At 56.8% G+C, this 22,978-nt stretch carries 22 protein-coding genes; 19 read left to right on the forward strand and 3 right to left on the reverse strand.

The genetic code is table 11. From position 1 onward, the window contains the following. Positions 1–13: 13 nt before the first annotated feature. The 3 genes from fadI to sixA all read left to right on the forward strand — a co-directional run bounded on the left by fadI (position 14) and on the right by sixA (position 4,166). A complete protein-coding gene (fadI, locus tag E3U32_RS04100) occupies positions 14–1,324 on the forward strand; it encodes an acetyl-CoA C-acyltransferase FadI (RefSeq protein ID WP_134347741.1) in 1,311 nt (436 codons plus the stop codon). Continuing rightward, entirely contained in the window at positions 1,324–3,471 is a 2,148-nt protein-coding gene (gene fadJ, locus E3U32_RS04105) for a fatty acid oxidation complex subunit alpha FadJ (RefSeq protein ID WP_134347742.1), read from the forward strand. Before fadI ends, fadJ begins: the two co-directional genes overlap by 1 nt. A 209-nt stretch (positions 3,472–3,680) precedes the next feature. Further along, the gene (gene sixA, locus E3U32_RS04110; RefSeq protein ID WP_134347743.1) at positions 3,681–4,166 is read left to right on the forward strand and encodes a phosphohistidine phosphatase SixA; all 486 of its coding nucleotides are present in this window, start codon (positions 3,681–3,683) and stop codon (positions 4,164–4,166) included. 50 nt (positions 4,167–4,216) lie between these two features. Here the strand turns inward: sixA and smrB are convergent, their stop codons facing one another. Then, positions 4,217–4,768 (reverse strand): endonuclease SmrB, encoded by a 552-nt coding sequence (gene smrB, locus E3U32_RS04115; RefSeq protein ID WP_008502613.1) that lies wholly within the window; start codon positions 4,766–4,768, stop codon positions 4,217–4,219. A 145-nt stretch (positions 4,769–4,913) separates the two neighbouring features. On the opposite strand from smrB, the gene prmB reads away from it, so the two are divergent. The 6 genes from prmB (at position 4,914) to E3U32_RS04145 (ending at position 9,466) form a co-directional block, all read left to right on the forward strand. Then, positions 4,914–5,846 carry a 50S ribosomal protein L3 N(5)-glutamine methyltransferase gene (prmB, locus tag E3U32_RS04120; RefSeq protein ID WP_008502612.1) on the forward strand — a complete coding sequence of 311 codons (933 nt, stop codon included), beginning with the start codon at positions 4,914–4,916 and terminating at the stop codon, positions 5,844–5,846. Positions 5,847–5,907: 61 nt separating this feature from the next. Further along, positions 5,908–6,993 carry a chorismate synthase gene (aroC, locus tag E3U32_RS04125; RefSeq protein ID WP_023312577.1) on the forward strand — a complete coding sequence of 362 codons (1,086 nt, stop codon included), beginning with the start codon at positions 5,908–5,910 and terminating at the stop codon, positions 6,991–6,993. 2 nt (positions 6,994–6,995) lie between these two features. Continuing rightward, positions 6,996–7,820, forward strand: coding sequence for a penicillin-insensitive murein endopeptidase (gene mepA, locus E3U32_RS04130; protein ID WP_134347744.1), 825 nt, complete (start codon positions 6,996–6,998; stop codon positions 7,818–7,820). Beyond that, positions 7,820–8,629, forward strand: a complete 810-nt coding sequence (locus tag E3U32_RS04135; RefSeq protein WP_131634830.1) for a sulfite exporter TauE/SafE family protein — start codon at positions 7,820–7,822, stop codon at positions 8,627–8,629. Before mepA ends, E3U32_RS04135 begins: the two co-directional genes overlap by 1 nt. Further along, a complete protein-coding gene (locus E3U32_RS04140) occupies positions 8,629–9,174 on the forward strand; it encodes an elongation factor P hydroxylase (RefSeq protein ID WP_134347745.1) in 546 nt (181 codons plus the stop codon). The genes E3U32_RS04135 and E3U32_RS04140 overlap by 1 nt, the downstream gene beginning before the upstream one ends. Before the next feature lie 13 nt (positions 9,175–9,187). Next, positions 9,188–9,466, forward strand: a complete 279-nt coding sequence (locus tag E3U32_RS04145; protein WP_134347746.1) for a YfcL family protein — start codon at positions 9,188–9,190, stop codon at positions 9,464–9,466. Positions 9,467–9,524: 58 nt separating this feature from the next. On the opposite strand, the gene mnmC is transcribed toward E3U32_RS04145, so the two are convergent. After that, on the reverse strand, positions 9,525–11,522 hold the full coding sequence (gene mnmC, locus E3U32_RS04150; RefSeq protein ID WP_134347747.1) for a bifunctional tRNA (5-methylaminomethyl-2-thiouridine)(34)-methyltransferase MnmD/FAD-dependent 5-carboxymethylaminomethyl-2-thiouridine(34) oxidoreductase MnmC: 1,998 nt from the start codon (positions 11,520–11,522) through the stop codon (positions 9,525–9,527). A 158-nt stretch (positions 11,523–11,680) separates the two neighbouring features. On the opposite strand from mnmC, the gene fabB reads away from it, so the two are divergent. After that, positions 11,681–12,898: a beta-ketoacyl-ACP synthase I gene (gene fabB, locus E3U32_RS04155; RefSeq protein ID WP_134347748.1), complete on the forward strand. Its 1,218-nt coding sequence runs from the start codon at positions 11,681–11,683 to the stop codon at positions 12,896–12,898. 209 nt (positions 12,899–13,107) lie between these two features. Then, the gene (locus E3U32_RS04160; protein WP_134347749.1) at positions 13,108–14,286 is read left to right on the forward strand and encodes an MFS transporter; all 1,179 of its coding nucleotides are present in this window, start codon (positions 13,108–13,110) and stop codon (positions 14,284–14,286) included. Positions 14,287–14,376: 90 nt separating this feature from the next. Here E3U32_RS04160 and flk read toward each other — a convergent pair whose 3' ends face one another. Continuing rightward, the gene (flk, locus tag E3U32_RS04165) at positions 14,377–15,381 is read right to left on the reverse strand and encodes a flagella biosynthesis regulator Flk (protein ID WP_134347750.1); all 1,005 of its coding nucleotides are present in this window, start codon (positions 15,379–15,381) and stop codon (positions 14,377–14,379) included. Positions 15,382–15,493: 112 nt separating this feature from the next. Here flk and pdxB point away from each other — a divergent pair, with 112 nt between their 5' ends. The 8 genes from pdxB (at position 15,494) to cvpA (ending at position 22,952) form a co-directional block, all read left to right on the forward strand. Beyond that, positions 15,494–16,630 (forward strand): 4-phosphoerythronate dehydrogenase PdxB, encoded by a 1,137-nt coding sequence (pdxB, locus tag E3U32_RS04170; RefSeq protein WP_134347751.1) that lies wholly within the window; start codon positions 15,494–15,496, stop codon positions 16,628–16,630. A 67-nt stretch (positions 16,631–16,697) separates the two neighbouring features. After that, complete coding sequence (locus E3U32_RS04175) at positions 16,698–17,711, forward strand: aspartate-semialdehyde dehydrogenase (protein WP_134347752.1); 1,014 nt, start codon at positions 16,698–16,700, stop codon at positions 17,709–17,711. Next, the gene (gene truA / locus E3U32_RS04180; protein ID WP_134347753.1) at positions 17,711–18,523 is read left to right on the forward strand and encodes a tRNA pseudouridine(38-40) synthase TruA; all 813 of its coding nucleotides are present in this window, start codon (positions 17,711–17,713) and stop codon (positions 18,521–18,523) included. The genes E3U32_RS04175 and truA overlap by 1 nt, the downstream gene beginning before the upstream one ends. 28 nt (positions 18,524–18,551) lie before the next feature. Continuing rightward, positions 18,552–19,211: a DedA family protein gene (locus tag E3U32_RS04185; RefSeq protein ID WP_134347754.1), complete on the forward strand. Its 660-nt coding sequence runs from the start codon at positions 18,552–18,554 to the stop codon at positions 19,209–19,211. A gap of 154 nt (positions 19,212–19,365) precedes the next feature. Continuing rightward, positions 19,366–20,271, forward strand: coding sequence for an acetyl-CoA carboxylase, carboxyltransferase subunit beta (accD, locus tag E3U32_RS04190; RefSeq protein WP_063145400.1), 906 nt, complete (start codon positions 19,366–19,368; stop codon positions 20,269–20,271). Between the two features lie 70 nt (positions 20,272–20,341). Next, positions 20,342–21,610: a bifunctional tetrahydrofolate synthase/dihydrofolate synthase gene (gene folC / locus E3U32_RS04195; RefSeq protein WP_134347755.1), complete on the forward strand. Its 1,269-nt coding sequence runs from the start codon at positions 20,342–20,344 to the stop codon at positions 21,608–21,610. Beyond that, positions 21,600–22,298 carry a cell division protein DedD gene (gene dedD, locus E3U32_RS04200; protein ID WP_134347756.1) on the forward strand — a complete coding sequence of 233 codons (699 nt, stop codon included), beginning with the start codon at positions 21,600–21,602 and terminating at the stop codon, positions 22,296–22,298. Before folC ends, dedD begins: the two co-directional genes overlap by 11 nt. Positions 22,299–22,463: 165 nt before the next feature. Further along, positions 22,464–22,952: a colicin V production protein gene (gene cvpA, locus E3U32_RS04205; RefSeq protein ID WP_000262116.1), complete on the forward strand. Its 489-nt coding sequence runs from the start codon at positions 22,464–22,466 to the stop codon at positions 22,950–22,952. Positions 22,953–22,978 lie beyond the last annotated feature (26 nt).

A 22,978-nucleotide genomic window follows, 5' to 3' on the forward strand; every position in this document is an offset into this window, starting at 1 on the left:
ACAGGGGAGTGTTATGAGTCAGGCATTACCGCTTATTACCCGTCAGGGCGATCGCATTGCCATCGTCAGCGGATTGCGCACGCCATTTGCGCGTCAGGCAACGGCGTTTCATGGCATACCAGCTGTCGACCTGGGGAAAATGGTAGTGGGAGAGATGCTGGCTCGCAGCGAAATTCCGCCTGAAGTTATCGAACAGCTGGTTTTCGGCCAGGTCGTGCAGATGCCGGAAGCCCCCAATATTGCGCGGGAAATTGTACTCGGTACCGGGATGAACGTTCATACCGATGCCTACAGCGTTAGCCGCGCCTGTGCGACAAGTTTCCAGGCCGTTGCTAACGTTGCCGAAAGCCTGATGGCGGGCACGATCCGCGCCGGGATTGCAGGTGGGGCGGACTCTTCTTCGGTACTGCCGATTGGGGTCAGTAAAAAGCTGGCGCGCATCCTGGTGGATGCCAACAAAGCCCGCACGACGGGTCAGAAACTCAAACTCTTCTCGCGCTTACGCCTGCGCGACCTCATGCCTGTGCCACCTGCCGTAGCGGAATACTCTACCGGCCTGCGCATGGGAGATACCGCTGAGCAGATGGCAAAAACGTACGGCATTACCCGTGAACAGCAAGATGCCCTGGCGCATCGTTCACATCAGCTTGCGGCAAAAGCCTGGTCGGAAGGCAAGCTGTCCGATGAAGTCATGACTGCCTATATTCCGCCCTACCGTGAACCGCTCGCGGAAGATAACAATATTCGCGGCACCTCGACGCTGGCGGATTACGCAAAACTGCGCCCTGCGTTTGACCGTAAACATGGCACGGTGACGGCGGCTAACAGTACGCCACTGACGGATGGGGCTGCCGCTGTGATCCTGATGACCGAATCCCGCGCAAAAGAGCTGGGCATCACTCCGCTGGGCTATTTACGCAGCTATGCTTTTACCGCCATTGATGTCTGGCAGGACATGCTGTTAGGTCCGGCGTGGTCCACGCCGCTGGCACTGGATCGTGCGGGGCTGACGCTGGCTGATTTAACCCTGATTGATATGCACGAAGCGTTCGCTGCGCAAACCCTGGCTAACGTACAGCTGCTGGCAAGCGAGCGTTTTGCGCGCGATGTGCTGGGCCGCGCGCATGCCACAGGCGAAGTGGATCAGAGTAAATTTAACGTGCTGGGGGGCTCCATCGCCTATGGTCATCCATTTGCGGCGACAGGGGCGAGGATGATTACGCAAACATTACACGAGCTACGCCGCCGTGGCGGTGGTTTTGGTCTCGTCACCGCCTGTGCGGCGGGTGGACTGGGTGCAGCAATGGTTCTGGAGGCTGAATAATGGAAATGACATCTGTCTTTAATCTGACGGTTCGCCTCGATAACGTCGCAGTGATAACCATTGATGTTCCTGGTGAAAAGATGAATACCCTGAAAGCCGAGTTTGGTGTTCAGGTGCGCGCAATGCTAAAGCAGATCCGCGAAAACAAGGCTATCCGCGGTCTGGTGTTTATCTCTGCCAAGCCGGACAACTTTATTGCCGGGGCCGATATCAACATGATTGCCCGGGCGCAAAGCGCTCTGGAAGCTGAAGAACTGGCACGTCAGGGCCAGCAGGTAATGGCGGAGATTAGCGGCCTGCCGATCCCGGTCGTCGCAGCGATCCACGGCGCTTGCCTGGGTGGGGGACTGGAGCTGGCACTGGCCTGTCATAGCCGCATCTGCACTGACGATGCAAAAACCGTTTTAGGCCTGCCTGAAGTGCAGCTTGGCTTGCTGCCTGGCTCCGGCGGAACGCAACGTCTGCCGCGTCTGGTGGGCGTCAGCACGGCGCTGGAGATGATCTTAACCGGTAAACAGTTGCGTGCCCGCCAGGCGCAGAAGGTCGGTCTGGTCAATGACGTCGTACCGCATTCCATTTTGCTGGAGGCCGCCGTTGAGCTTGCGCTGAAAGGACGTCAGGCAAAACGTCCTTTGCCGGTACGCGAGCGCGTGCTGGCCGGTCCGCTGGGGAGAACGCTGCTGTTCAACATGGTGGGCAAAAAGACCGAACAAAAAACCAAAGGCAACTACCCGGCGGCAAAGCGGATCCTGGAGGTTATTGAAACCGGGTTGTCCCAGGGAAGCAGCAGCGGCTATGCCGCGGAGGCTAAAGCCTTTGGCGAACTGGCGATGACGCCCCAGTCGCAGGCGCTGCGCAGCATCTTCTTCGCCAGCACTGACGTGAAAAAAGATCCCGGTAGCGAGGCGCAGCCTGCGCCGCTGCGTGCTATTGGCGTGCTGGGTGGGGGACTCATGGGCGGGGGCATTTCATTTGTTACTGCAAGCAAAGGTAAATTGCCTGTACGGATCAAAGACATCGCTGCGAAAGGGATCAACCATGCGCTGCAGTACAGTTGGCAGAACCTTGATCAAAAGGTTAAACGCCGCCATATCAGAGCAAGCGAGCGCGATAAGACCCTGGCGATGATCTCCGGCACGACGGATTATAGCGGTTTTGCGCATCGCGATCTGGTGATTGAAGCCGTGTTTGAAGACCTGGCGCTGAAGCAGCAGATGGTCGCTGACGTTGAGCAACATTGCGCGCCGCATACCATTTTTGCCTCAAACACGTCGTCATTACCGATTGGCGATATTGCGGCTAACGCCGTGCGTCCGGAGCAGGTGATAGGCCTGCACTTTTTCAGTCCGGTTGAAAGAATGCCGCTGGTGGAGGTGATCCCACATGCCACGACCAGCCCGCAAACCATCGCCACCGTAGTGAAGCTGGCTAAAATGCAGGGCAAGACGCCGATCGTGGTGGCGGACAAAGCCGGCTTTTACGTCAACCGCATTCTGGCACCCTATATTAATGAAGCCATGCGGCTGCTGACGGAAGGCGAGAAGATAGAGCATGTCGACGAGGCGCTGGTAAAGTTTGGTTTCCCCGTTGGCCCAATCCAACTTTTGGATGAGGTGGGAATAGATACCGGCACTAAAATTATACCAGTGCTGGAAGCTGCTTATGGCGATCGTTTTAGCCCACCTGCAAACATTGTTTCTGCAATTTTGAAGGACGATCGCAAAGGGAGAAAAAATGAACGCGGTTTCTATCTTTACGGCGCGAAAGGGCGTAAAAGCAGGAAACAGGTCGACCCTTCGGTTTATGGACTTATTTCGACCACCGGTCAGGGAAAACTGTCCGCCGTCCAGTGTGCTGAACGCTGTGTGATGATGATGCTCAATGAAGCGGCGCGCTGCTTTGGTGAGCAGGTGATCAAGAACGCGCGCGATGGTGACATCGGCGCGGTATTTGGCATTGGTTTCCCGCCATTCCTTGGCGGTCCGTTCCGTTACATGGATACGCTCGGCGCGGGTGAAGTGGTTGCTATCCTGCAACGTCTGGCTTCGCAATATGGTCCCCGGTTTACACCGTGTGACGAATTATTGCAGATGGCGGAACGGGGCCAGACATTTTGGCCTGCAAGGGAAACTGTCCTCGTAAGCTGAGGTCAAAGAAGGGTAAATCCTGAAGTGAATGAACCTGTTCTGGCGATTTTGTAAACAGAGATTGACTATACTTACGCCATTGAGGTAAAAAACAGCGTTTCATTCACCGAATGGATCAGGCACAATGCCCGACCATCGGGTTTTCTACCTCTTAGTATTTATCGCGGGTAGTTAACGCCGGTGATTCTGGTTAACAAAAGCGGTGCAATATGCAAGTTTTTATCATGCGTCACGGCGACGCGGCACTCGATGCCGCCAGTGACTCAGTACGTCCTTTGACCGTCTGTGGCTGCGACGAATCTCGTCAGATGGCGACCTGGCTTAACGGTCAAAAAGTGGACATCGAACGCGTTCTGGTGAGTCCGTTCCTGCGTGCAGAACAGACGCTGGATGTGGTGGGGGAGTGTATGAACCTGCCGGCCAGTGTGGATGTTCTCCCTGAACTCACCCCATGTGGCGATGTAGGCCTTGTCAGCGCTTATCTTCAGGCGCTGTGCAATGAAGGTGTCGCTTCCGCGCTGGTCATTTCCCACCTGCCACTGGTTGGCTATCTGGTATCTGAGCTGTGCCCGGGCGAAACCCCGCCGATGTTCACGACATCCGCCATTGCCAATGTTTCTCTGGACGAAACGGGAAAAGGTGTCTTCAACTGGCAAATGAGTCCGTGCAACCTGAAGATGGCAAAAGCCATCTGACGTGACGTACGATAGCGCGGGGGGAACAATATCCGCCTCCCGCCGTCGTATCAGGGTAATTCCGGCGGCTGCCACTCTTCTACTTCAATCAACACCAGTAATGCGGCATCTCCGCCGTACTCTTTGGGTGCCTGATGAAAAGCCATCACGTGTGGATGCTGAGCCAGCCACAGCGGTGTCTGTTGCTTGAGGATATGTTTACCGTGGCCGTGCATCACGCAGGCGCAAAAAACATGTTCGCGACGACAGGCCGCGATCAGTGCCCCCAGTTCCTGTTTGGCCTGCATCTGCGTTAACCCGTGCAGATCGAGAAACAGCTCTGGCGAATAATCCCCACGGCGTAACTTTTTCAGCTCAAAATGGCTGACGTCCTCGCGGACATACTTCACAGCACCTTGCGTGTTGAGCAGAGGCTGAAATTCATCTGAAAAATAGTGACTGTTATCCGCCTGCTCCTGCAGCAGTCTCTTGACCGGTACTTCGCTGATTTTTTTACGCTGCGGGCGATGGACAATGGTGTCCTGCGCGATTTTACGCGTCCCGGTCATCAGCTGTCGGAAGAGCGCCTGATCCTCCTCGCTGAGCGATGTTTTCTTTTTCATTTGTCATTCTCATCTCGTATTTCCGATAGTGTACCCGACTAAACGCATTTTTTAACCTCAAGCGCGACGCGTCATTGCTGATTTATCGCCGTCTTCATGGCAAACTAGCCGCCGAAAATTATGCGAGCATGCCCTGGAGGAAAGAGTGGATAAAATATTTGTCGATGAAGCAGTAAACGAGCTGCATACCATACAGGACATGTTGCGCTGGTCGGTTAGCCGCTTCAGCGCCGCTAATATCTGGTACGGTCACGGTACCGATAACCCATGGGATGAAGCCGTGCAGCTGGTGCTGCCATCCCTCTACCTGCCGCTGGATATCCCGGAAGACATGCGCACCGCGCGTCTGACCTCCAGCGAAAAACACCGTATCGTTGAGCGCGTGATCCGCCGCGTGAACGAGCGCATTCCGGTCGCCTATCTGACCAACAAAGCCTGGTTCTGCGGCCATGAGTTCTATGTCGATGAACGCGTGCTGGTGCCGCGCTCGCCGATTGGTGAACTGATCAACAACCACTTTGAAGGTCTGATCGGCCATCAGCCGCAGCACATTCTGGATATGTGTACCGGCAGCGGCTGCATTGCCATTGCCTGCGCTTACGCCTTCCCGGAAGCGGAAGTCGACGCCGTAGACATCTCCACCGATGCGCTGGCCGTGACCGAGCACAACATTGAAGAGCACGGCCTGATCCATCACGTTACGCCAATTCGCTCTGACCTGTTCCGCGACCTGCCGACGCTGCAGTACGATCTCATCGTCACGAACCCGCCGTATGTCGATGCGGAAGACATGTCCGATCTGCCAAACGAATACCGTCACGAGCCGGAGCTGGGTCTGGCGTCAGGTTCTGACGGCCTGAAGCTGACCCGCCGCATCCTGGCCTGCGCGCCGGATTATCTGACCGATGACGGCGTTCTGATTTGTGAAGTAGGCAACAGCATGGTACATCTGATAGAGCAGTACCCGGATGTGCCGTTCACCTGGCTTGAGTTCGACAACGGCGGTGACGGCGTCTTTATGCTGACCAAAGCGCAGCTGCTCGACGCGCGCGAACACTTCAGCATCTATAAAGATTAATCCAGCGGGCTTCGGCCCGTTTCACAATGCTCAAAACACAAACAACAACATCGGAGCCGTGATGGCAGGAAACAGTATTGGACAGGTATTCCGGGTGACCACGTTTGGTGAGTCGCACGGGCTGGCGCTGGGCTGTATCGTTGATGGCGTACCGCCAGGCATAGAACTGACCGAAGCAGATTTACAGCACGACCTTGACCGTCGTCGTCCGGGTACCTCTCGCTACACCACGCAGCGTCGCGAGCCGGACCAGGTCAAAATTCTCTCTGGCGTTTTTGAAGGCCGCACCACCGGCACCAGCATTGGTTTGCTGATCGAAAATACCGATCAGCGCTCTCAGGACTATGGCGCTATCAAAGACGTGTTCCGTCCGGGGCACGCTGATTACACCTACGAACAAAAGTACGGCTTTCGCGACTATCGCGGCGGCGGACGTTCGTCGGCGCGTGAAACCGCGATGCGCGTGGCGGCAGGCGCGATTGCTAAAAAGTATCTGCAGCAGAAATTTGGCATCGTTATCCGCGGCTGTCTGACCCAGATGGGCGACATTCCGCTGGCGATCAAAGACTGGGATCAGGTAGAACAAAACCCGTTCTTCTGCGCCGACGCAGACAAGCTGGAAGCGCTGGATGAGCTGATGCGCGGCCTGAAAAAAGAGGGCGACTCCATTGGCGCGAAAGTGACCGTGGTGGCCGACGGCGTCCCGGCTGGCTGGGGCGAACCGGTATTCGACCGTCTCGACGCCGACATTGCCCACGCGCTGATGAGCATCAACGCGGTGAAGGGCGTAGAGATTGGCGACGGTTTTGACGTGGTTCAGCTTCGTGGCAGCCAGAACCGCGACGAAATCACGAAAGCGGGTTTTCAGAGCAACCACGCGGGCGGCATCCTCGGGGGGATCAGTAGCGGACAGCAGATTATTGCCAACATCGCGCTGAAGCCAACCTCCAGCATTACCGTGCCGGGCCACACGATTAACCGCGATGGCGAAGAAGTTGAGATGATCACCAAAGGACGTCACGATCCGTGCGTAGGGATCCGCGCGGTGCCGATCGCAGAAGCGATGCTGGCGATCGTGCTGATGGATCACTTCCTGCGCCAGCGCGCGCAGAATGCGGATGTGACGACCACCATTCCACGCTGGTAAACATGAAAAAAACCGCAATTGCTCTGCTGGCGTTGCTGGTCAGTGGGGCCAGTCTGGCCGCGACGCCATGGCAAAAAATCACCCACCCGGTAGCGGGGAGCGCCCAGTCTATTGGCGCCTTTTCGAACGGATGTATCGTTGGTGCTCAGGAGCTGCCTCTGCAGTCTGATACCTACCAGGTGATGCGTACCGATCAGCGACGCTATTTTGGCCACCCGGATCTGGTGCTGTTCATCCAGCGTCTGGGAAACCAGGTGCATAACCTGGGGCTGGGCACGATGCTGATCGGCGATATGGGGATGCCTGCTGGCGGTCGTTTTAACGGTGGACACGCCAGTCACCAGACCGGACTGGATGTTGATATCTTCCTGCAGCTGCCGAAAGCGCGCTGGACGTCAGCCCAACTGCTGAAACCGCAGGCGCTGGATCTGGTGGCGAGCGACGGTAAGCGCGTTGTGCCATCACTCTGGACGCGGGATGTTTCCAGCATGATCAAGCTGGCGGCAGAAGATAACGACGTCACGCGGATTTTCGTCAACCCGGCCATCAAGCAGCAGCTCTGCCTGGATGCCGGAACCGATCGCGACTGGCTGCGCAAAGTGCGCCCGTGGTTCCAGCATCGTGCGCATATGCACGTTCGTCTGCGCTGCCCGGCGAACAGCCTGGAGTGTGAAGATCAGCCGTTACCTCCGCCAGGCGATGGCTGCGGTGCGGAATTGCAAAGCTGGTTTGAACCGGCAAAACCTGGAACCTCTAAGCCTGAGAAGAAGACACCGCCTCCGTTGCCGCCTTCCTGCCAGGCGCTACTGGATGAGCATGTACTTTAATGGATAATTTCGTCGATTTGTTTATGGTGTCACCGTGGATGCTGGCGGCACTGTTTTTTGTTGCGATGTTAGCCGGTTTTATCGATGCCCTGGCGGGTGGGGGCGGTTTGTTGACCGTTCCGGCACTGCTGGCGGTGGGGATGAGCCCTGCCCAGGCGCTCGCCACGAATAAACTTCAGGCCTGCGGCGGATCGCTCTCCGCGTCGCTCTACTTTATTCGGCGAAAAGTGGTAAACCTTGCCGATCAGAAGCTGAATATTCTGATGACCTTTATCGGCTCGACCTCAGGTGCGCTGCTGGTTCAGCACGTGCAGTCTGATATTTTGCGCCAGATCCTGCCGATTCTGGTTATCTGCATTGGCCTCTACTTTTTGCTGATGCCCAAGCTCGGTGAAGAGGATCGCCAGCGTCGTCTGCACGGCCTGCCGTTTGCTCTGATTGCCGGGGGCTGTGTGGGTTTTTACGACGGTTTCTTTGGCCCGGGTGCAGGCTCGTTTTACGCACTGGCGTTTGTGACGCTGGCCGGGTTTAACCTTGCCAAATCCACCGCTCATGCCAAAGTGCTCAACGCGACCTCGAACGTCGGCGGCCTGCTGCTGTTTATCATTGGCGGCAAGGTCATCTGGGCAACCGGCTTTGTAATGATGGCAGGGCAGTTTCTGGGCGCGCGCGCGGGCTCACGTCTGGTGTTAAGCAAAGGACAAAAACTGATTCGCCCGATGATTGTTATCGTCTCGGCGGTAATGAGCGCCAAACTGCTTTATGACAGCCATGGACAGGAGATCCTCACCTGGTTGGGGATGAACTAATGAACAGTACGCATAAATACGAACAGCTGATTGAGATTTTTGACGGCTGTTTTGCTGATGATTTTAATACCCGTCTGATTAAAGGCGACGACGAACCGATCTATCTTCCTGCTGATGCGGAAGTACCGTACAACCGTATCGTCTTTGCGCACGGCTTTTACGCCAGCGGTCTTCACGAGATTTCTCACTGGTGCATCGCGGGGAAAGCGCGTCGCGAGCTGGTGGACTTCGGTTACTGGTACTGCCCGGACGGACGTGACGCCGCCACGCAGGGGCAGTTTGAAGATGTGGAAGTGAAACCGCAGGCGCTGGAGTGGCTATTCTGCGTGGCGGCGGGCTTCCCGTTCAACGTTAGCTGCGACAACCTCGAAGGCGACTTCGAGCCGGACCGTATCGTCTTCCAGCGCCGCGTTCACGCGCAGGTGATGGAATATCTTGAGAAGGGCATCCCGGAACGTCCGGCACGTCTGATCAAGGCCTTACAGAATTATTACCACACGCCGGAGATGACGGCGGAATGCTTCCCTTGGCCGGAAGATCTTTAACAGAGGAAAGAAGATGATCGCAGAATTTGAATCACGCATTCTGGCGTTAATTGATGACATGGTGGAACACGCCAGTGATGATGAGCTGTTCGCCAGCGGTTATCTGCGTGGTCACCTGACGCTGGCTGTTGCCGAGCTGGAGGCAGGGGACGATCACTCTGCCGAGGCCGTTCACGATGAAGTGACCCGCAGCCTGGAGAAAGCCATTCAGGCAGGGGAACTCTCTCCACGCGACCAGTCTCTGGTGCTGGGCATGTGGGACAATTTGTTCAAGCAGGCGAAAGCGAAGTAAGCGTTTCACCTCCCTCTCCCTGTGGGAGAGGGACGCGGTGAGGGCACCAGACCGCACCCTACTTAACCTTCTTCCCCTTCAGCAGTTTCCTTACCCACAAGCGATTTGGATTAAGTCCCGCAAGCGTAACCCTGTCCAGCGGAATCGGCTCGTCGCTCATTTGCGCGGCTAACACTTCAGCCAGCAGCGGCGCAGAGCACAGCCCGCGAGAACCCAGCCCGCCCAGCATAAACAGCTCCGGATAGACCGGTGCGGCCACCGCTGTGTCCTTGTGTTCAGCCAGATCATGATAGGCTTCAAGCGTGGCTTCGTAGTCCGGCACATTTCCCGCCATCGGCAGATGATCGCGGGTGGCACAGCGCACGCCGCAGCGCGCTTCTCCCTCGCTGACGTCGACCTCTTTCGCCCACGCCGCATCCGGGAAACAGTCAATCAGGCGTTGGCGGTTCTGCGTCTGATCCGCCTCGCTGTAGCGCATATCCGTCTCGCCACGATGATAGCTGGCCCCGATGCAGTGATGACCATTTGACGGATTTTGCGGCGTCAGATAGCCGTCATAGCACAGCACCTGGCGCAGTTTGCTCAATTCGGGGGCGGTCGGGATATGGCTCACCTGACCGCCGACCGGATAAACCGGCAGCGTCTCTGTCTGGATAAACTGACTGATGTTATGTCCGTTTGCCAGCACAACGCTGGCATGGCTCGCCTCTTTCCCATCAGCAAAACGCAGATTCCAGTGTTCTGTCCGACTCAGCGATTCCACCTTGTGGGCATAATGCACCGTCAGCCCGCGCGACTGCGCAAGAGCAATCACCGCAGCGGTCAGTTCAGCCGGGCACAGCCAGCCGCCGAGGGGATACTGAATACCGCCGCAGCCCGTTTCAACGCCAGCGGTTTCAGCCACCTGCTGTGGGCTCACCGCGAGGGCAATCTCGTCAGGCAGACCCAGCGACAGCATCTGCGTGATTTTTTGCTGGCTCTTATCATCCCAGCCGAGCTGCGTCACGCCGCACCAGTCATGGTCGAACGCCACCGGCAGAGCGTCGTACAGGCGACGGGCGAAGGTAAACGCCGCCGGGAAAAACTGGAACAGCGCCGGATCATGCGCGCTTAAAAGCGGATAGAGCGCGCCCTGGCGATTACCGGACGCGCCGCTTGCTGGCGTGTCGTCAGCACAGTAGAGCGTAACCTGCCAGCCACGGTGAACAAGCGCGAGAGAGAGCAGGGCGCTGGCAATCCCCCCGCCGACTATCGCCACCTCACGTGATGCGCTGGCACTGCGTGAAAACCAGGGGGCCTGAGCAGGAATGTCCAGCGTCTGATCCATCCTGCCGACCAGCATGTCGCGCTTGCGGCCAAACCCTTTGGTTTTCTGCATGGTAAAGCCCGCCTCCTGCAACCCGCGGCGGACAAAGCCTGCCGAGGTAAAGGTGGCGAGCGTTGCGCCAGGACGCGCCAGGCGTGCCATTGCTTCGAACAGATGCTGGCTCCACATGTCCGGGTTTTTGGCGGGCGCAAAGCCGTCCAGGAACCACGCGTCCACCTTCTGATTCATCGAATCATCAAGCGTATCGGTCAGGTCGTTAATATCGCCAAGCCAGAGGTCCAGCGTGACGCGTCCGCCGTCCAGAATCAGGCGATGACAGCCGCCGATGTGGGGCGGCCACTGTGCCTGAAGCTGCTCTGCCCAGGCTGCAAGCTCCGGCCAGCGCTGATGAGCAAGCCGCAGGTCGTGCGCGGTGAGCGGGAATTTTTCGAAACTGATGAAATGTAATCTTTGTAGCGTAGCCTCAGGGTGTGCAGCGTGAAACCGATCGAACGCCTGCCAGAGGGTTAAAAAATTCAGCCCGGTGCCGAATCCGCTCTCCGCGACCACAAACAGGCTACGCGGGTGCATCGGGAAGCGGGCGCTGAGCTGGTTTCCGTCGAGGAAAACATAGCGGGTTTCTTCAAGTCCGTTATCATTAGAAAAATAGACGTCATCAAAATCTCGGGAAACAGGTGTACCCTCAGCGTTGAATTCGAGGTTGGCGGGTTGTATAGCGTTTTGTTTCACGTAAGTTACTCGTCTGACAGGCAGTGGCACGATCTTAACGATGTGAGTCCATTGGTGCAAATTTCCGCAGAAAATGTCTGATCGGACTTGTTCGGCGTACAAGTGTACGCTATTGTGCGACTCGAAACTTACTATAGTGCGACTTACAGAGGTATTGAATGAAACGTGCAGTGATTACTGGCCTGGGCATTGTTTCCAGCATCGGTAATAACCAGCAGGAAGTCCTGGCATCTCTGCGTGAAGGACGCTCCGGGATCACTTTCTCTGAAGAGTTTAAAGATTCAGGTATGCGTAGCCACGTATGGGGTAACGTCAAACTGGACACCACCGGTTTGATTGACCGCAAAGTGGTTCGTTTCATGAACGATGCCTCTATTTATGCTTATCTCTCCATGCAGGAAGCGATCAAAGATTCCGGCCTGAGTGAAGAGGTTTATCAGAACAACCCGCGCGTGGGTCTGATCGCCGGTTCCGGCGGCTCATCAAAAGCGCAGGTATTCGGTGCTGACGCGATGCGTAGCCCGCGTGGTCTGAAAGCGGTAGGTCCGTATGTGGTAACCAAAGCCATGGGTTCTGCGGTTTCCGCATGCCTGGCGACCCCATTCAAAATCCACGGTGTGAACTACTCCATCAGCTCCGCGTGTGCAACTTCCGCACACTGCATCGGTAATGCTGTTGAGCAGATCCAACTGGGTAAACAGGACATCGTGTTTGCTGGCGGCGGCGAAGAGCTGGGCTGGGAAATGGCCTGTGAATTCGACGCAATGGGTGCACTGTCCACCAAGTACAATGAGACTCCGGATAAAGCATCCCGTACTTATGATGCTCACCGTGACGGTTTCGTTATCGCTGGCGGCGGCGGTATGGTTGTGGTTGAAGAACTGGAGCACGCGCTGGCTCGTGGCGCGCACATCTACGCTGAAATCGTGGGCTACGGTGCAACGTCTGACGGTGCCGATATGGTGGCTCCATCCGGCGAAGGCGCAGTGCGCTGCATGAAGATGGCGATGCACGGTGTTGACACCCCAATCGACTACCTGAACTCTCACGGGACATCTACACCAGTAGGCGACGTGAAAGAGCTGGGTGCGATCCGTGAAGTCTTCGGCGACAACAGCCCGGCGATTTCCGCGACCAAAGCCATGACCGGTCACTCTCTGGGTGCGGCTGGCGTGCAGGAAGCGATCTACTCTCTGCTGATGCTGGAAAACGGCTTTATCGCCCCAAGTATCAACATTGATGAGATGGATGAGCAGGCTGCTGGCCTGAATATCGTGACCAAACCAATGGAAGCGACACTGACCACCGTCATGTCCAACAGCTTCGGTTTCGGCGGCACCAACGCCACGCTGGTCATGCGTAAGCTGAAAGCATAAGTTTTATGTTTGATTCAGAAAGGGAGCCATAAGGCTCCCTTTTTTTTCTGCATTGACAACCGGCTGATCTCACAGGCAAACTTCACCACTCAACATTATCCTCACGATAATGCGTAAGCGTTTAACGTCAACCAACGCACCTTAATCCTGATAAACAGGTGGAGGGGGCGTGGCATTTTCCCGCCTTACTCTTCATTTCGGAGTAAAGCATGACTGCAGTAACTCAAACAGAAACAACTTCTTCAGCGAACGTCTCGCTGTTCCGTATCGCCTTTGCAGTATTCCTGACCTATATGACCGTTGGCCTGCCGCTGCCGGTGATCCCGCTGTTCGTTCACCAGGAACTCGGCTATGGCAATACCATGGTTGGCATCGCCGTAGGCATTCAGTTTTTAGCCACGGTTTTAACCCGCGGCTACGCCGGACGGCTGGCGGATCAGCACGGTGCTAAACGCTCAGCGCTGCAGGGGATGTTTGCCTGCGGGCTGGCGGGCGGCGCATGGCTGCTGGCGGCTCTCCTGCCGGTAGACGCCGCGTATAAATTTGCGCTGCTGGTTCTGGGCCGTTTAATCCTTGGCTTTGGTGAAAGCCAGCTGCTGACCGGCACCCTGACCTGGGGAATGGGCCTGGTGGGCCCGGCACGTTCCGGCAAAGTGATGTCCTGGAACGGCATGGCCATCTATGGCGCGCTAGCCGCGGGCGCACCGCTTGGGCTGCTCATCAATAGCCAGTTCGGATTTGCGGCACTGGCAGCAACCACCATGGTGCTGCCGCTGCTGGCGTGGGCGTTTAACGGCTCGGTGCGTAAAGTGCCCGCGCACAAAGGCGAGCGTCCTTCCCTGTGGAGTGTTGTCGGCCAAATCTGGCAGCCGGGTCTTGGCCTGGCACTGCAGGGCGTGGGGTTTGCGGTGATTGGTACGTTCGTCTCGCTCTATTTTATGAGCCGAGGCTGGGCGATGGCCGGTTTTACACTCACCGCTTTTGGTGGTGCGTTTGTGCTGATGCGCGTGCTCTTCGGCTGGATGCCGGACCGCTTTGGCGGCGTGAAGGTGGCGGTGGCGTCGCTGGTGATTGAAACCATCGGTCTGCTGCTGTTGTGGAATGCACCCGTGGCATCCGTTGCGCTGCTTGGTGCGGCGCTTACCGGCTGTGGTTGTTCACTGATTTTCCCGGCACTCGGCGTCGAAGTGGTGAAGCGCGTGGCCCCGCAGGTGCGCGGTACGGCGCTGGGCGGCTATGCGGCGTTTCAGGATATCTCGTACGGAGTAACCGGGCCGCTGGCCGGGCTGTTAGCCACCTCGTTTGGCTATCCGTCCGTCTTCCTGGCTGGTGCGGTTTCAGCGGTGGTTGGGATTGTGGTGACGCTGGTGGCGTTTCGCAGGACTTGAGCCGTTGTTGCCGGGTGGCGGCTGCGCCTTACCCGGCCTACGTTTTGAGTCGTTGTAGGCCCGGTAAGCGAAGCGCCACCGGGCGAAACATCAGGCAACCAGCCAGAAAATCGCCAGCGCAATCAGTAGCGCAATAAACAGCAAACCCGGCCGCGCAGAGAGGGTTCTGAACGTCTCCACAACTGGCGCAAACAGCGGGCTGTAGATTGGCTGAATGTTTCTCACCTCTGGCATGCCGCTTTCGCGCTCGGCGCGACGAACGAAGATCTGATTGAGCACATCCTGCACCTGTGCGGTAGTCAGTACCGTTTGCGGTGTGGCCTGCCAGTTTTGCTGGGCGTAATCCCGAATCACCTCGAACTCGCGCGGCTCAAGCGGCTGTTTCAGTGCGGCCTGAACGGTATGCAGGGTAGGGGCATTCTGGGTGCTGAGCGTCTGGCGCGCCTGGAGCCAGGTCACCAGATGGGTAAACTGTTTGGCCGGAATCAGCTCGCCCGCCTTCACGCCGGACAGTTCCAGCATGGATTGCCAGATAAGCTTCGTCGGTTCGCCGGTGGCTGCGGCCAGTTTTGTCACCATCTGTTTAAGCGTGTTGTGCTCTGCGGGCAGCAGCGAACGCTCGGTCGACGGGCGCACCTGAGGCTGCGGAATAGACAGCTCATTGTTCTGCAACAGCATCAGCACGGTTTTAAGCTGGTCTGGTGTCAACTGGCCCAGGGCGGTCTGACCATACTGCTGGCGAATAAAATCACTCACCGCCTGTCGGTTATTTCCCTGGCCAAGCAGCTCCGTCAGCTGCGCAACAATCTGGCGCGTGGTGTGGTTCTGCTGCGCGGTATTGATACGCTGGTTCAGATTTTGCTCGGCAGCCGGGAAGTGGCGCGACTGCAGCGGTGCGTCGTTTCTCATACCCAAATCATGCTTTACCCCCGCCCAGACTTCCGCATTTTGCTGCGAAGTCAGCGCAATCAGGCGCGTGATCAGTCGCTCCAGCACGGTGCGCTGTTGCGTGGATAGCGGTTGTTCGCCGGCAACGTTTGGCGTAACAGGGCCTTCACCCGGAGGGCGCGGCGGCGTGCCTGAAATGGGCTGCATCGTCAAAAATCCTTAAAGTCAAAACTCAGCGTAAACCTGCATACGTATATGCCTGGCGGCCAGATTATGGCACACTTGGCAGGTTTTCTTCCTCTCAAACAGGTACTCAGACGTGAAAATCCTCGTTGATGAAAATATGCCTTATGCCCGGGAGCTGTTTAGCCGCCTGGGTAACGTTAAGGCTGTCCCTGGTCGCCCGATCCCGGTCAACGAACTGGATGACGCAGACGCGCTGATGGTGCGCTCGGTGACCAAAGTAAATGAGGCATTGCTCGCTGGTAAAGCGATTAAGTTCGTCGGGACTGCAACGGCAGGAACCGATCATGTGGATGATAAATGGCTTACGCAGGCCGGGATCGGTTTTTCCGCCGCGCCGGGCTGTAATGCCATTGCCGTTGTGGAATACGTTTTCTCCTCGTTGCTGATGCTGGCCGAGCGTGATGGTTTTACGCTGAAAGACCGCACCGTGGGGATTGTCGGCGTGGGTAATGTTGGCGGACGCCTGCAAAAGCGCCTTGAAGCGTTAGGGATCCGTACGCTGTTATGCGATCCGCCGCGCAAAGACAACGGTGATGACGGGGATTTCCGCTCGCTGGATGAGCTGGTTGAACAGTGCGATGTACTGACTTTCCACACGCCGCTGTTTAAAGAAGGGCCGTATAAGACGCTGCATCTCGCTGACGACGCGCTGATCCGCCGTCTGAAGCCTGGCACTATTCTGATAAATGCCTGCCGTGGTCCGGTGGTGGATAATGCCGCGCTGCTCACGTGTCTGAATGAAGGACAAAACCTCAGCGTGGTGCTGGACGTCTGGGAGCCGGAGCCGGATCTCAACGTCGAGCTGCTTAACAAGGTGGACGTGGGCACCGCGCATATTGCCGGTTATACCCTCGAAGGGAAAGCGCGCGGCACGACGCAGGTCTTCGAGGCCTACAGCGCTTTTATTGGCCATCCGCAGCAGGTGGCGCTGGATACCTTACTCCCCGCACCTGAATTTGGCCGCATTACCCTGCACGGCCCGCTCGATCAGGCAACGCTGAAAAGGCTGGTGCATTTGGTGTATGATGTGCGCCGCGATGATGCGCTGCTGCGTAAAGTGGCGGGGATCCCGGGTGAGTTTGATAAGCTGCGCAAGAACTATGTTGAGCGCCGCGAGTGGTCTTCCCTGTATGTGATATGCGACGACGCCCCGGCGGCGGCGCTGCTGCATAACCTGGGGTTTAACGCCGTTCATCACCCGGCGCGTTAATGTCTTCTTAATGCTCCCTGTCGGATACTCCGACAGGGACGCTTTTTTATTTCTGGAGTAAACCACCATGTCTGAAGGCTGGAACATTGCCATTTTAGGTGCCACAGGTGCCGTGGGCGAAGCCCTGCTCGAAACCCTTGCTGAGCGTCAGTTCCCGGTGGGCGATATCTATGCGCTGGCGCGTACGGATAGCGCGGGTGAGCATCTGCGTTTTAACGGTAAATCCGTGATGGTCCAGGATGCGGCAGCGTTCGACTGGACGCAGGCGCAACTGGCATTTTTCGCCGCGGGCGCTGAAGCCACTGCTGCATACATTGAAGAGGCGACCAACGCAGGCTGTCTGGTGATCGACCTGAGCGGTCTGTTCTCAATGGAGCCGGATGTGCCGCTGGTGGTCCCGGACGTGAACCCGTTTGTGCTGGCTGACTACCGTAACCGTAACGTCATTGCGGTACCGAACAGCCTGACCAGCCAGCTGCTGACCGCCCTGAAACCGCTGATCGACGACGGCGGCCTGTCGCGCATTACCGTCACCAGCCTGCTGTCCGCGTCCGCGAACGGCAAAAAGGCCGTTGACGCGCTGGCCGGACAGAGCGCGAAGCTGCTGAACGGCATCCCGATTGACGAAGACGATTTCTTTGGCCGCCAGCTGGCGTTCAACATGCTGCCGTTGCTGCCGGATCGCGAGGGTTCCGTACGCGAGGAGCGCCGCATCGTTGATGAAGTCCGTAAAATTCTGCAGGACGATGGCCTGATGATTTCTGCGAACGTTGTGCAGTCCCCGGTCTTCTACGGCCACGCGCAGATGGTCGGCTTTGAAGCGCTGCGTCCGCTGGCCGCAGAAGAGGCGCGCGATGCGTTTGGCCGCGGTGAAGACATCGTGCTTTCCGAAGAGAGCGAGTTCCCGACCCAGGTGGGCGATGCCACCGGCAGCGCACATATCTCCGTAGGCTGCGTGCGCAACGATTACGGTATGCCGGAGCAGGTTCAGTTCTGGTCCGTTGCCGATAACGTTCGCTTTGGCGGCGCGCTGATGGCGGTGAAGATCGCTGAAAAACTGGTGCAGGAGTACCTGTACTGATGTCAGCAGTGGAGCAAAAGCCAGTTCATAAAATTGCCCTCGGCATTGAGTACGACGGCAGTAAATATTATGGCTGGCAGCGTCAGAATGAGGTGCGCAGCGTCCAGGAAAAGCTGGAGAAAGCGCTCTCTCAGGTGGCAAACGAGCCGATTAACGTCCTATGCGCAGGACGTACGGACGCGGGTGTTCACGGCACAGGGCAGGTGGTTCACTTTGAAACCACCGCCGTGCGTAAGGATGCCGCCTGGACGCTGGGTGTAAATGCGAATTTACCTGGTGACATTGCGGTGCGTTGGGTAAAAGCTGTGCCGGATGATTTTCACGCGCGCTTCAGCGCTACGGCGCGCCGCTACCGTTATATCATCTACAACCAGCGTCTGCGTCCGGCGGTGTTGAGCCAGGGCGTGACGCATTTTTATGAACCGCTTGATGCTGAACGTATGCATCGCGCGGCGCAGTGTCTGATTGGTGAAAATGACTTTACCTCGTTTCGTGCGGTCCAGTGTCAGTCCCGTACGCCGTGGCGTAACGTCATGCACATAAACGTCAGTCGTTATGGCGCGTATGTGGTGGTGGATATCAAAGCCAATGCCTTTGTACATCATATGGTTCGGAATATTGTGGGCAGCCTGATGGAAGTGGGTGCCGGACACCAGCCGGAGAGCTGGATTGCAGACCTGCTGGCAGCGAAGGACAGAACGCTTGCGGCAGCCACGGCGAAAGCGGAAGGGTTGTATCTGGTCTCGGTAGACTATCCGGATCGGTTTGACCTGCCGAAACCGCCAATGGGCCCGCTGTTTTTAGCGGACTAAACAAAGGTGCAATTAGGGCTTAGACAATATGGACGTAATTCGTTTTTTGATTGATTTCATCCTGCATATTGATGTTCACCTGGCGGAGCTGGTCGCGCAGTATGGCGTCTGGGTTTACGCCATTCTGTTCCTCATTCTGTTTTGTGAAACCGGTCTGGTCGTGACCCCGTTCCTGCCAGGAGATTCCCTGCTGTTCGTCGCCGGGGCGTTATCTGCGTTACCCACCAATGACCTGAACGTGCACCTTATGGTTGTGCTAATGGTGATTGCCGCCATTGTCGGTGATGCGGTCAACTATACGATTGGACGCGTGTTCGGTGAGCGGCTTTTCCGCAATCCTGATTCAAAAATTTTCCGTCGCAGCTATTTAGATAAAACCCATGCGTTTTATGAACGCCATGGCGGAAAAACCATTATCCTTGCGCGCTTTGTGCCTATTGTGCGCACATTTGCACCGTTTGTGGCAGGAATGGGGCATATGTCCTATCGTCATTTTGCGGCATATAACGTGGTTGGCGCACTGCTCTGGGTACTGCTGTTTACCTATGCAGGCTACCTGTTTGGCGATCTTCCGATCGTGCAGGAAAACCTTAAGTTACTGATTGTAGCGATTATTGTACTTTCCGTACTGCCAGGCGTTATCGAAATTATTCGTCACAAACGTGCGGCGGCAAAACAAGCGAAGTAAAGGCACGCTGGCGGTTCGACCACTTTTTTATCCAAAGTTTCGGGCTGTTATGTTTTAATGTGCAACATTCATGGTCTGTTGGAGGCAAAAATGGCATTATTCGCCTCTTATAGCAAAACTGGCATACGACCAGGTTCAGGCAGAAAGGTTATCAATGAGCTGGATTGAACGAATTAAAAGCAACATTACCCCAACGCGCAAAGCGAGCATTCCTGAAGGGGTATGGACGAAGTGTGATAGCTGCGGCCAGGTTCTGTATCGCGCAGAGCTGGAGCGCAACCTTGAGGTGTGTCCGAAGTGTGACCACCATATGCGTATGTCGGCGCGCAACCGCCTGCATAGCCTGCTGGACGAAGGTTCTCTGGTAGAACTGGGCAGCGAGCTTGAGCCAAAAGACGTGCTGAAGTTCCGCGACTCCAAAAAATACAAAGATCGTCTGGCCTCTGCACAGAAAGAGACCGGCGAGAAAGATGCGCTGATCGTCATGAAAGGCACCCTGCATGAGATGCCGGTTGTTGCCGCTGCGTTTGAGTTCGCCTTTATGGGCGGCTCAATGGGCTCCGTGGTCGGTGCGCGCTTTGTGCGTGCCGTTGAGCAGGCGCTGGAAGACAACTGCCCGCTGATCTGCTTCTCTGCCTCCGGCGGAGCACGTATGCAGGAAGCGTTGATGTCTCTGATGCAGATGGCGAAAACCTCTGCAGCGCTGGCGAAAATGCAGGAGCGCGGTCTGCCGTATATCTCCGTGCTGACTGACCCAACCATGGGCGGCGTCTCCGCAAGCTTCGCGATGCTGGGCGATCTGAACATCGCTGAGCCAAAAGCGCTGATCGGCTTTGCGGGTCCTCGTGTTATCGAGCAGACCGTTCGTGAAAAACTGCCGCCTGGCTTCCAGCGCAGTGAGTTCCTCATCGAAAAAGGCGCCATCGACATGATCGTCCGCCGTCCGGAAATGCGCCTGAAGCTGGCGAGTGTCCTGGCGAAGCTGATGAATCTGCCAGCGCCGAACCCGGATGAACCGCGCGAAGGCGTGGTGGTACCGGATCAGGAACCCGAGGCCTGATAACTGAAAAGGGCAGGGCCGGATGGCGCTGCCCTTTTGCTTTCTAATCTGTTAATGACAACCGGGCATTATGGAAAATAAAAGCATTCCCCAAGCCACGTCGCCCCTGGCCGCGTGGCTTTCTTATCTGGAAAACCTGCACAGTAAAACCATCGATATGGGGCTTGAGCGCGTAAGCCAGGTCGCCGCGCGTCTTGATGTGCTCAAACCGGCACCTTTCGTGTTCACCGTTGCGGGTACCAACGGCAAAGGCACCACCTGCCGTACGCTGGAATCCGTGCTGATGGCTGCGGGTTACAGGGTAGGCGTTTACAGCTCTCCACACCTGGTACGCTACACCGAGCGGGTGCGCGTGCAGAACAGCGAACTGCCGGAGTCGGCGCATACGGCGTCGTTCGCGGAAATTGAAGCCGCGCGCGGTGAGATCTCATTAACCTATTTCGAATACGGTACCCTGTCGGCACTGTGGCTGTTCAGGCAGGCGCAGCTGGATGTAGTGATTCTGGAAGTTGGCCTCGGCGGACGACTTGATGCAACCAACATGGTGGATGCGGATGTGGCGGTGGTTACCAGCATCGCGCTGGACCATACCGACTGGCTGGGGCCGGATCGTGAAAGCATTGGCCGCGAGAAGGCCGGTATTTTCCGGGCCAATAAGCCCGCCGTGGTCGGCGAGCCAGATATGCCACACACTATTGCTGACGTGGCAAACGAGAAGGGCGCGCGTCTGCTGCGCCGCGGCGTTGACTGGCAGTATGAAGTGCATGACAACGGCTGGTGCTTTAGCGATGCACAGGGCGTGCTCGATAATCTGCCATTGCCACAGGTTCCACAGCCTAACGCGGCTACTGCCCTGGCGGCACTTCGTGCGAGCGGGCTTGTGGTCAGCGAGCATGCGATCCGCGACGGCATTCAGAACGCAATTCTGCCCGGGCGTTTCCAGATTGTCAGCGAGTCACCGCGTTTGATTCTGGATGTGGCGCACAACCCCCATGCGGCGGCGTATCTCGCGGGACGTCTCAAATCGTTACCAAAAACCGGGCGCGTGCTGGCGGTTATCGGTATGCTTCATGATAAAGATATCGGCGGGACGCTGGCCTGCATGGAGAGTGTGGTCGATAGCTGGTATTGTGCCCCTCTGGAGGGACCGCGCGGCGCGACGGCTGAGCAGTTGATGGAACATCTCGGCAAAGGCGCAATCTATAGTAGCGTGGCTCAGGCCTGGCATGCCGCGATGGCGGATGCTAAACCAGAAGATACCGTGCTGGTGTGTGGTTCATTCCACACGGTGGCACATGTCATGGAAGTGATGGACGCGGGGAGAACCGGTGGCGAGTAAGTTTCAGAACCGTTTAACAGGAACCATTGTGCTGGTCGCGCTCGGGGTGATTATTCTCCCGGGTCTTCTCGACGGGCAGAAAAAGCATTATCAGGATGAGTTTGCCGCTATTCCGCTGGTCCCTAAACCGGGTGACCGCGATGAGCCGGATATGCTGCCAGCGGCGACGCAGGCGCTTCCTGCTCAGCCACCGGAAGGGGCGGCGGAAGAGGTTCGTGCCGGCGATGCCGCAGCACCGTCGCTCGATCCGTCTCGCCTGGCGGCAGCGAGCAACAGCGACATCGATCCTGTGCCGGTAGAGCAGCCTAAACCTGTAGAAAAACCAAAGCCGGTCGACAAACCGCAGCCGAAACCGCAGCGTGACAAAACGGCAGACCAGCTTGCCGCGGCGTCAGAGACGCCACCGCCAGCGAAACCGGCTCAGCAAGACGCCGCTGCCCCAACGGGTAAAGCCTACGTTGTGCAGCTGGGCGCGCTGAAAAATGCGGATAAAGTCAATGAGGTGGTGGGCAAACTGCGCAGTGCGGGATATCGTGTTTACACTTCACCTGGCACGCCGGTGCAGGGTAAAATTACCCGTATTCTCGTGGGGCCAGAAGCGTCTAAAGACAAGCTGAAAGGTTCGCTCGGCGAGCTGAAGCAGATCTCCGGCCTGAGCGGTGTAGTGATGAGCTACAGCGCGAACTAAGTACGACCTGCTCCTTAAAGAGATAGGCGATAAGCCACGGCGTTGAACATTTTTTCAGCGCCTTTTTTATTTACGCGGGGGAAGGAAATCCCTACGCAAACGTTTTCTTTTTCTGTTAGAATTCGCCCCGAACTGGATGACAGGGCGTTAAATCGTGGGACACATATGGTCTGGATTGATTACGCCATCATTGCGGTGATTGGTTTTTCCTGTCTGGTTAGCCTGATCCGTGGCTTTGTTCGTGAAGCGTTATCGCTGGTGACTTGGGGTTGTGCTTTCTTTGTCGCCAGTCATTACTACACTTACCTGTCTGTCTGGTTCACGGGCTTTGAAGATGAACTGGTCCGAAATGGAATCGCCATCGCGGTGCTGTTTATCGCGACGCTGATTGTTGGCGCTATCGTGAATTACGTGATAGGCCAGCTGGTCGAGAAAACCGGTCTGTCAGGAACGGACAGGGTGCTTGGGATCTGTTTCGGGGCATTACGAGGCGTGCTGATTGTGGCCGCGATCCTGTTCTTCCTGGATACCTTCACCGGGTTCTCCAAAAGCGAAGACTGGCAGAAATCGCAGCTCATTCCAGAGTTCAGCTTCATCATCAGATGGTTCTTTGACTATCTGCAAAGCTCGTCGAGTTTTTTGCCCAGGGCATAAACCCTGAGATGTGGCTTAACGAGGAA

It is taken from the genome of Lelliottia nimipressuralis (genome assembly GCF_004402045.1).
GTDB classification, from domain to species: Bacteria; Pseudomonadota; Gammaproteobacteria; order Enterobacterales; family Enterobacteriaceae; genus Enterobacter; species Enterobacter chinensis.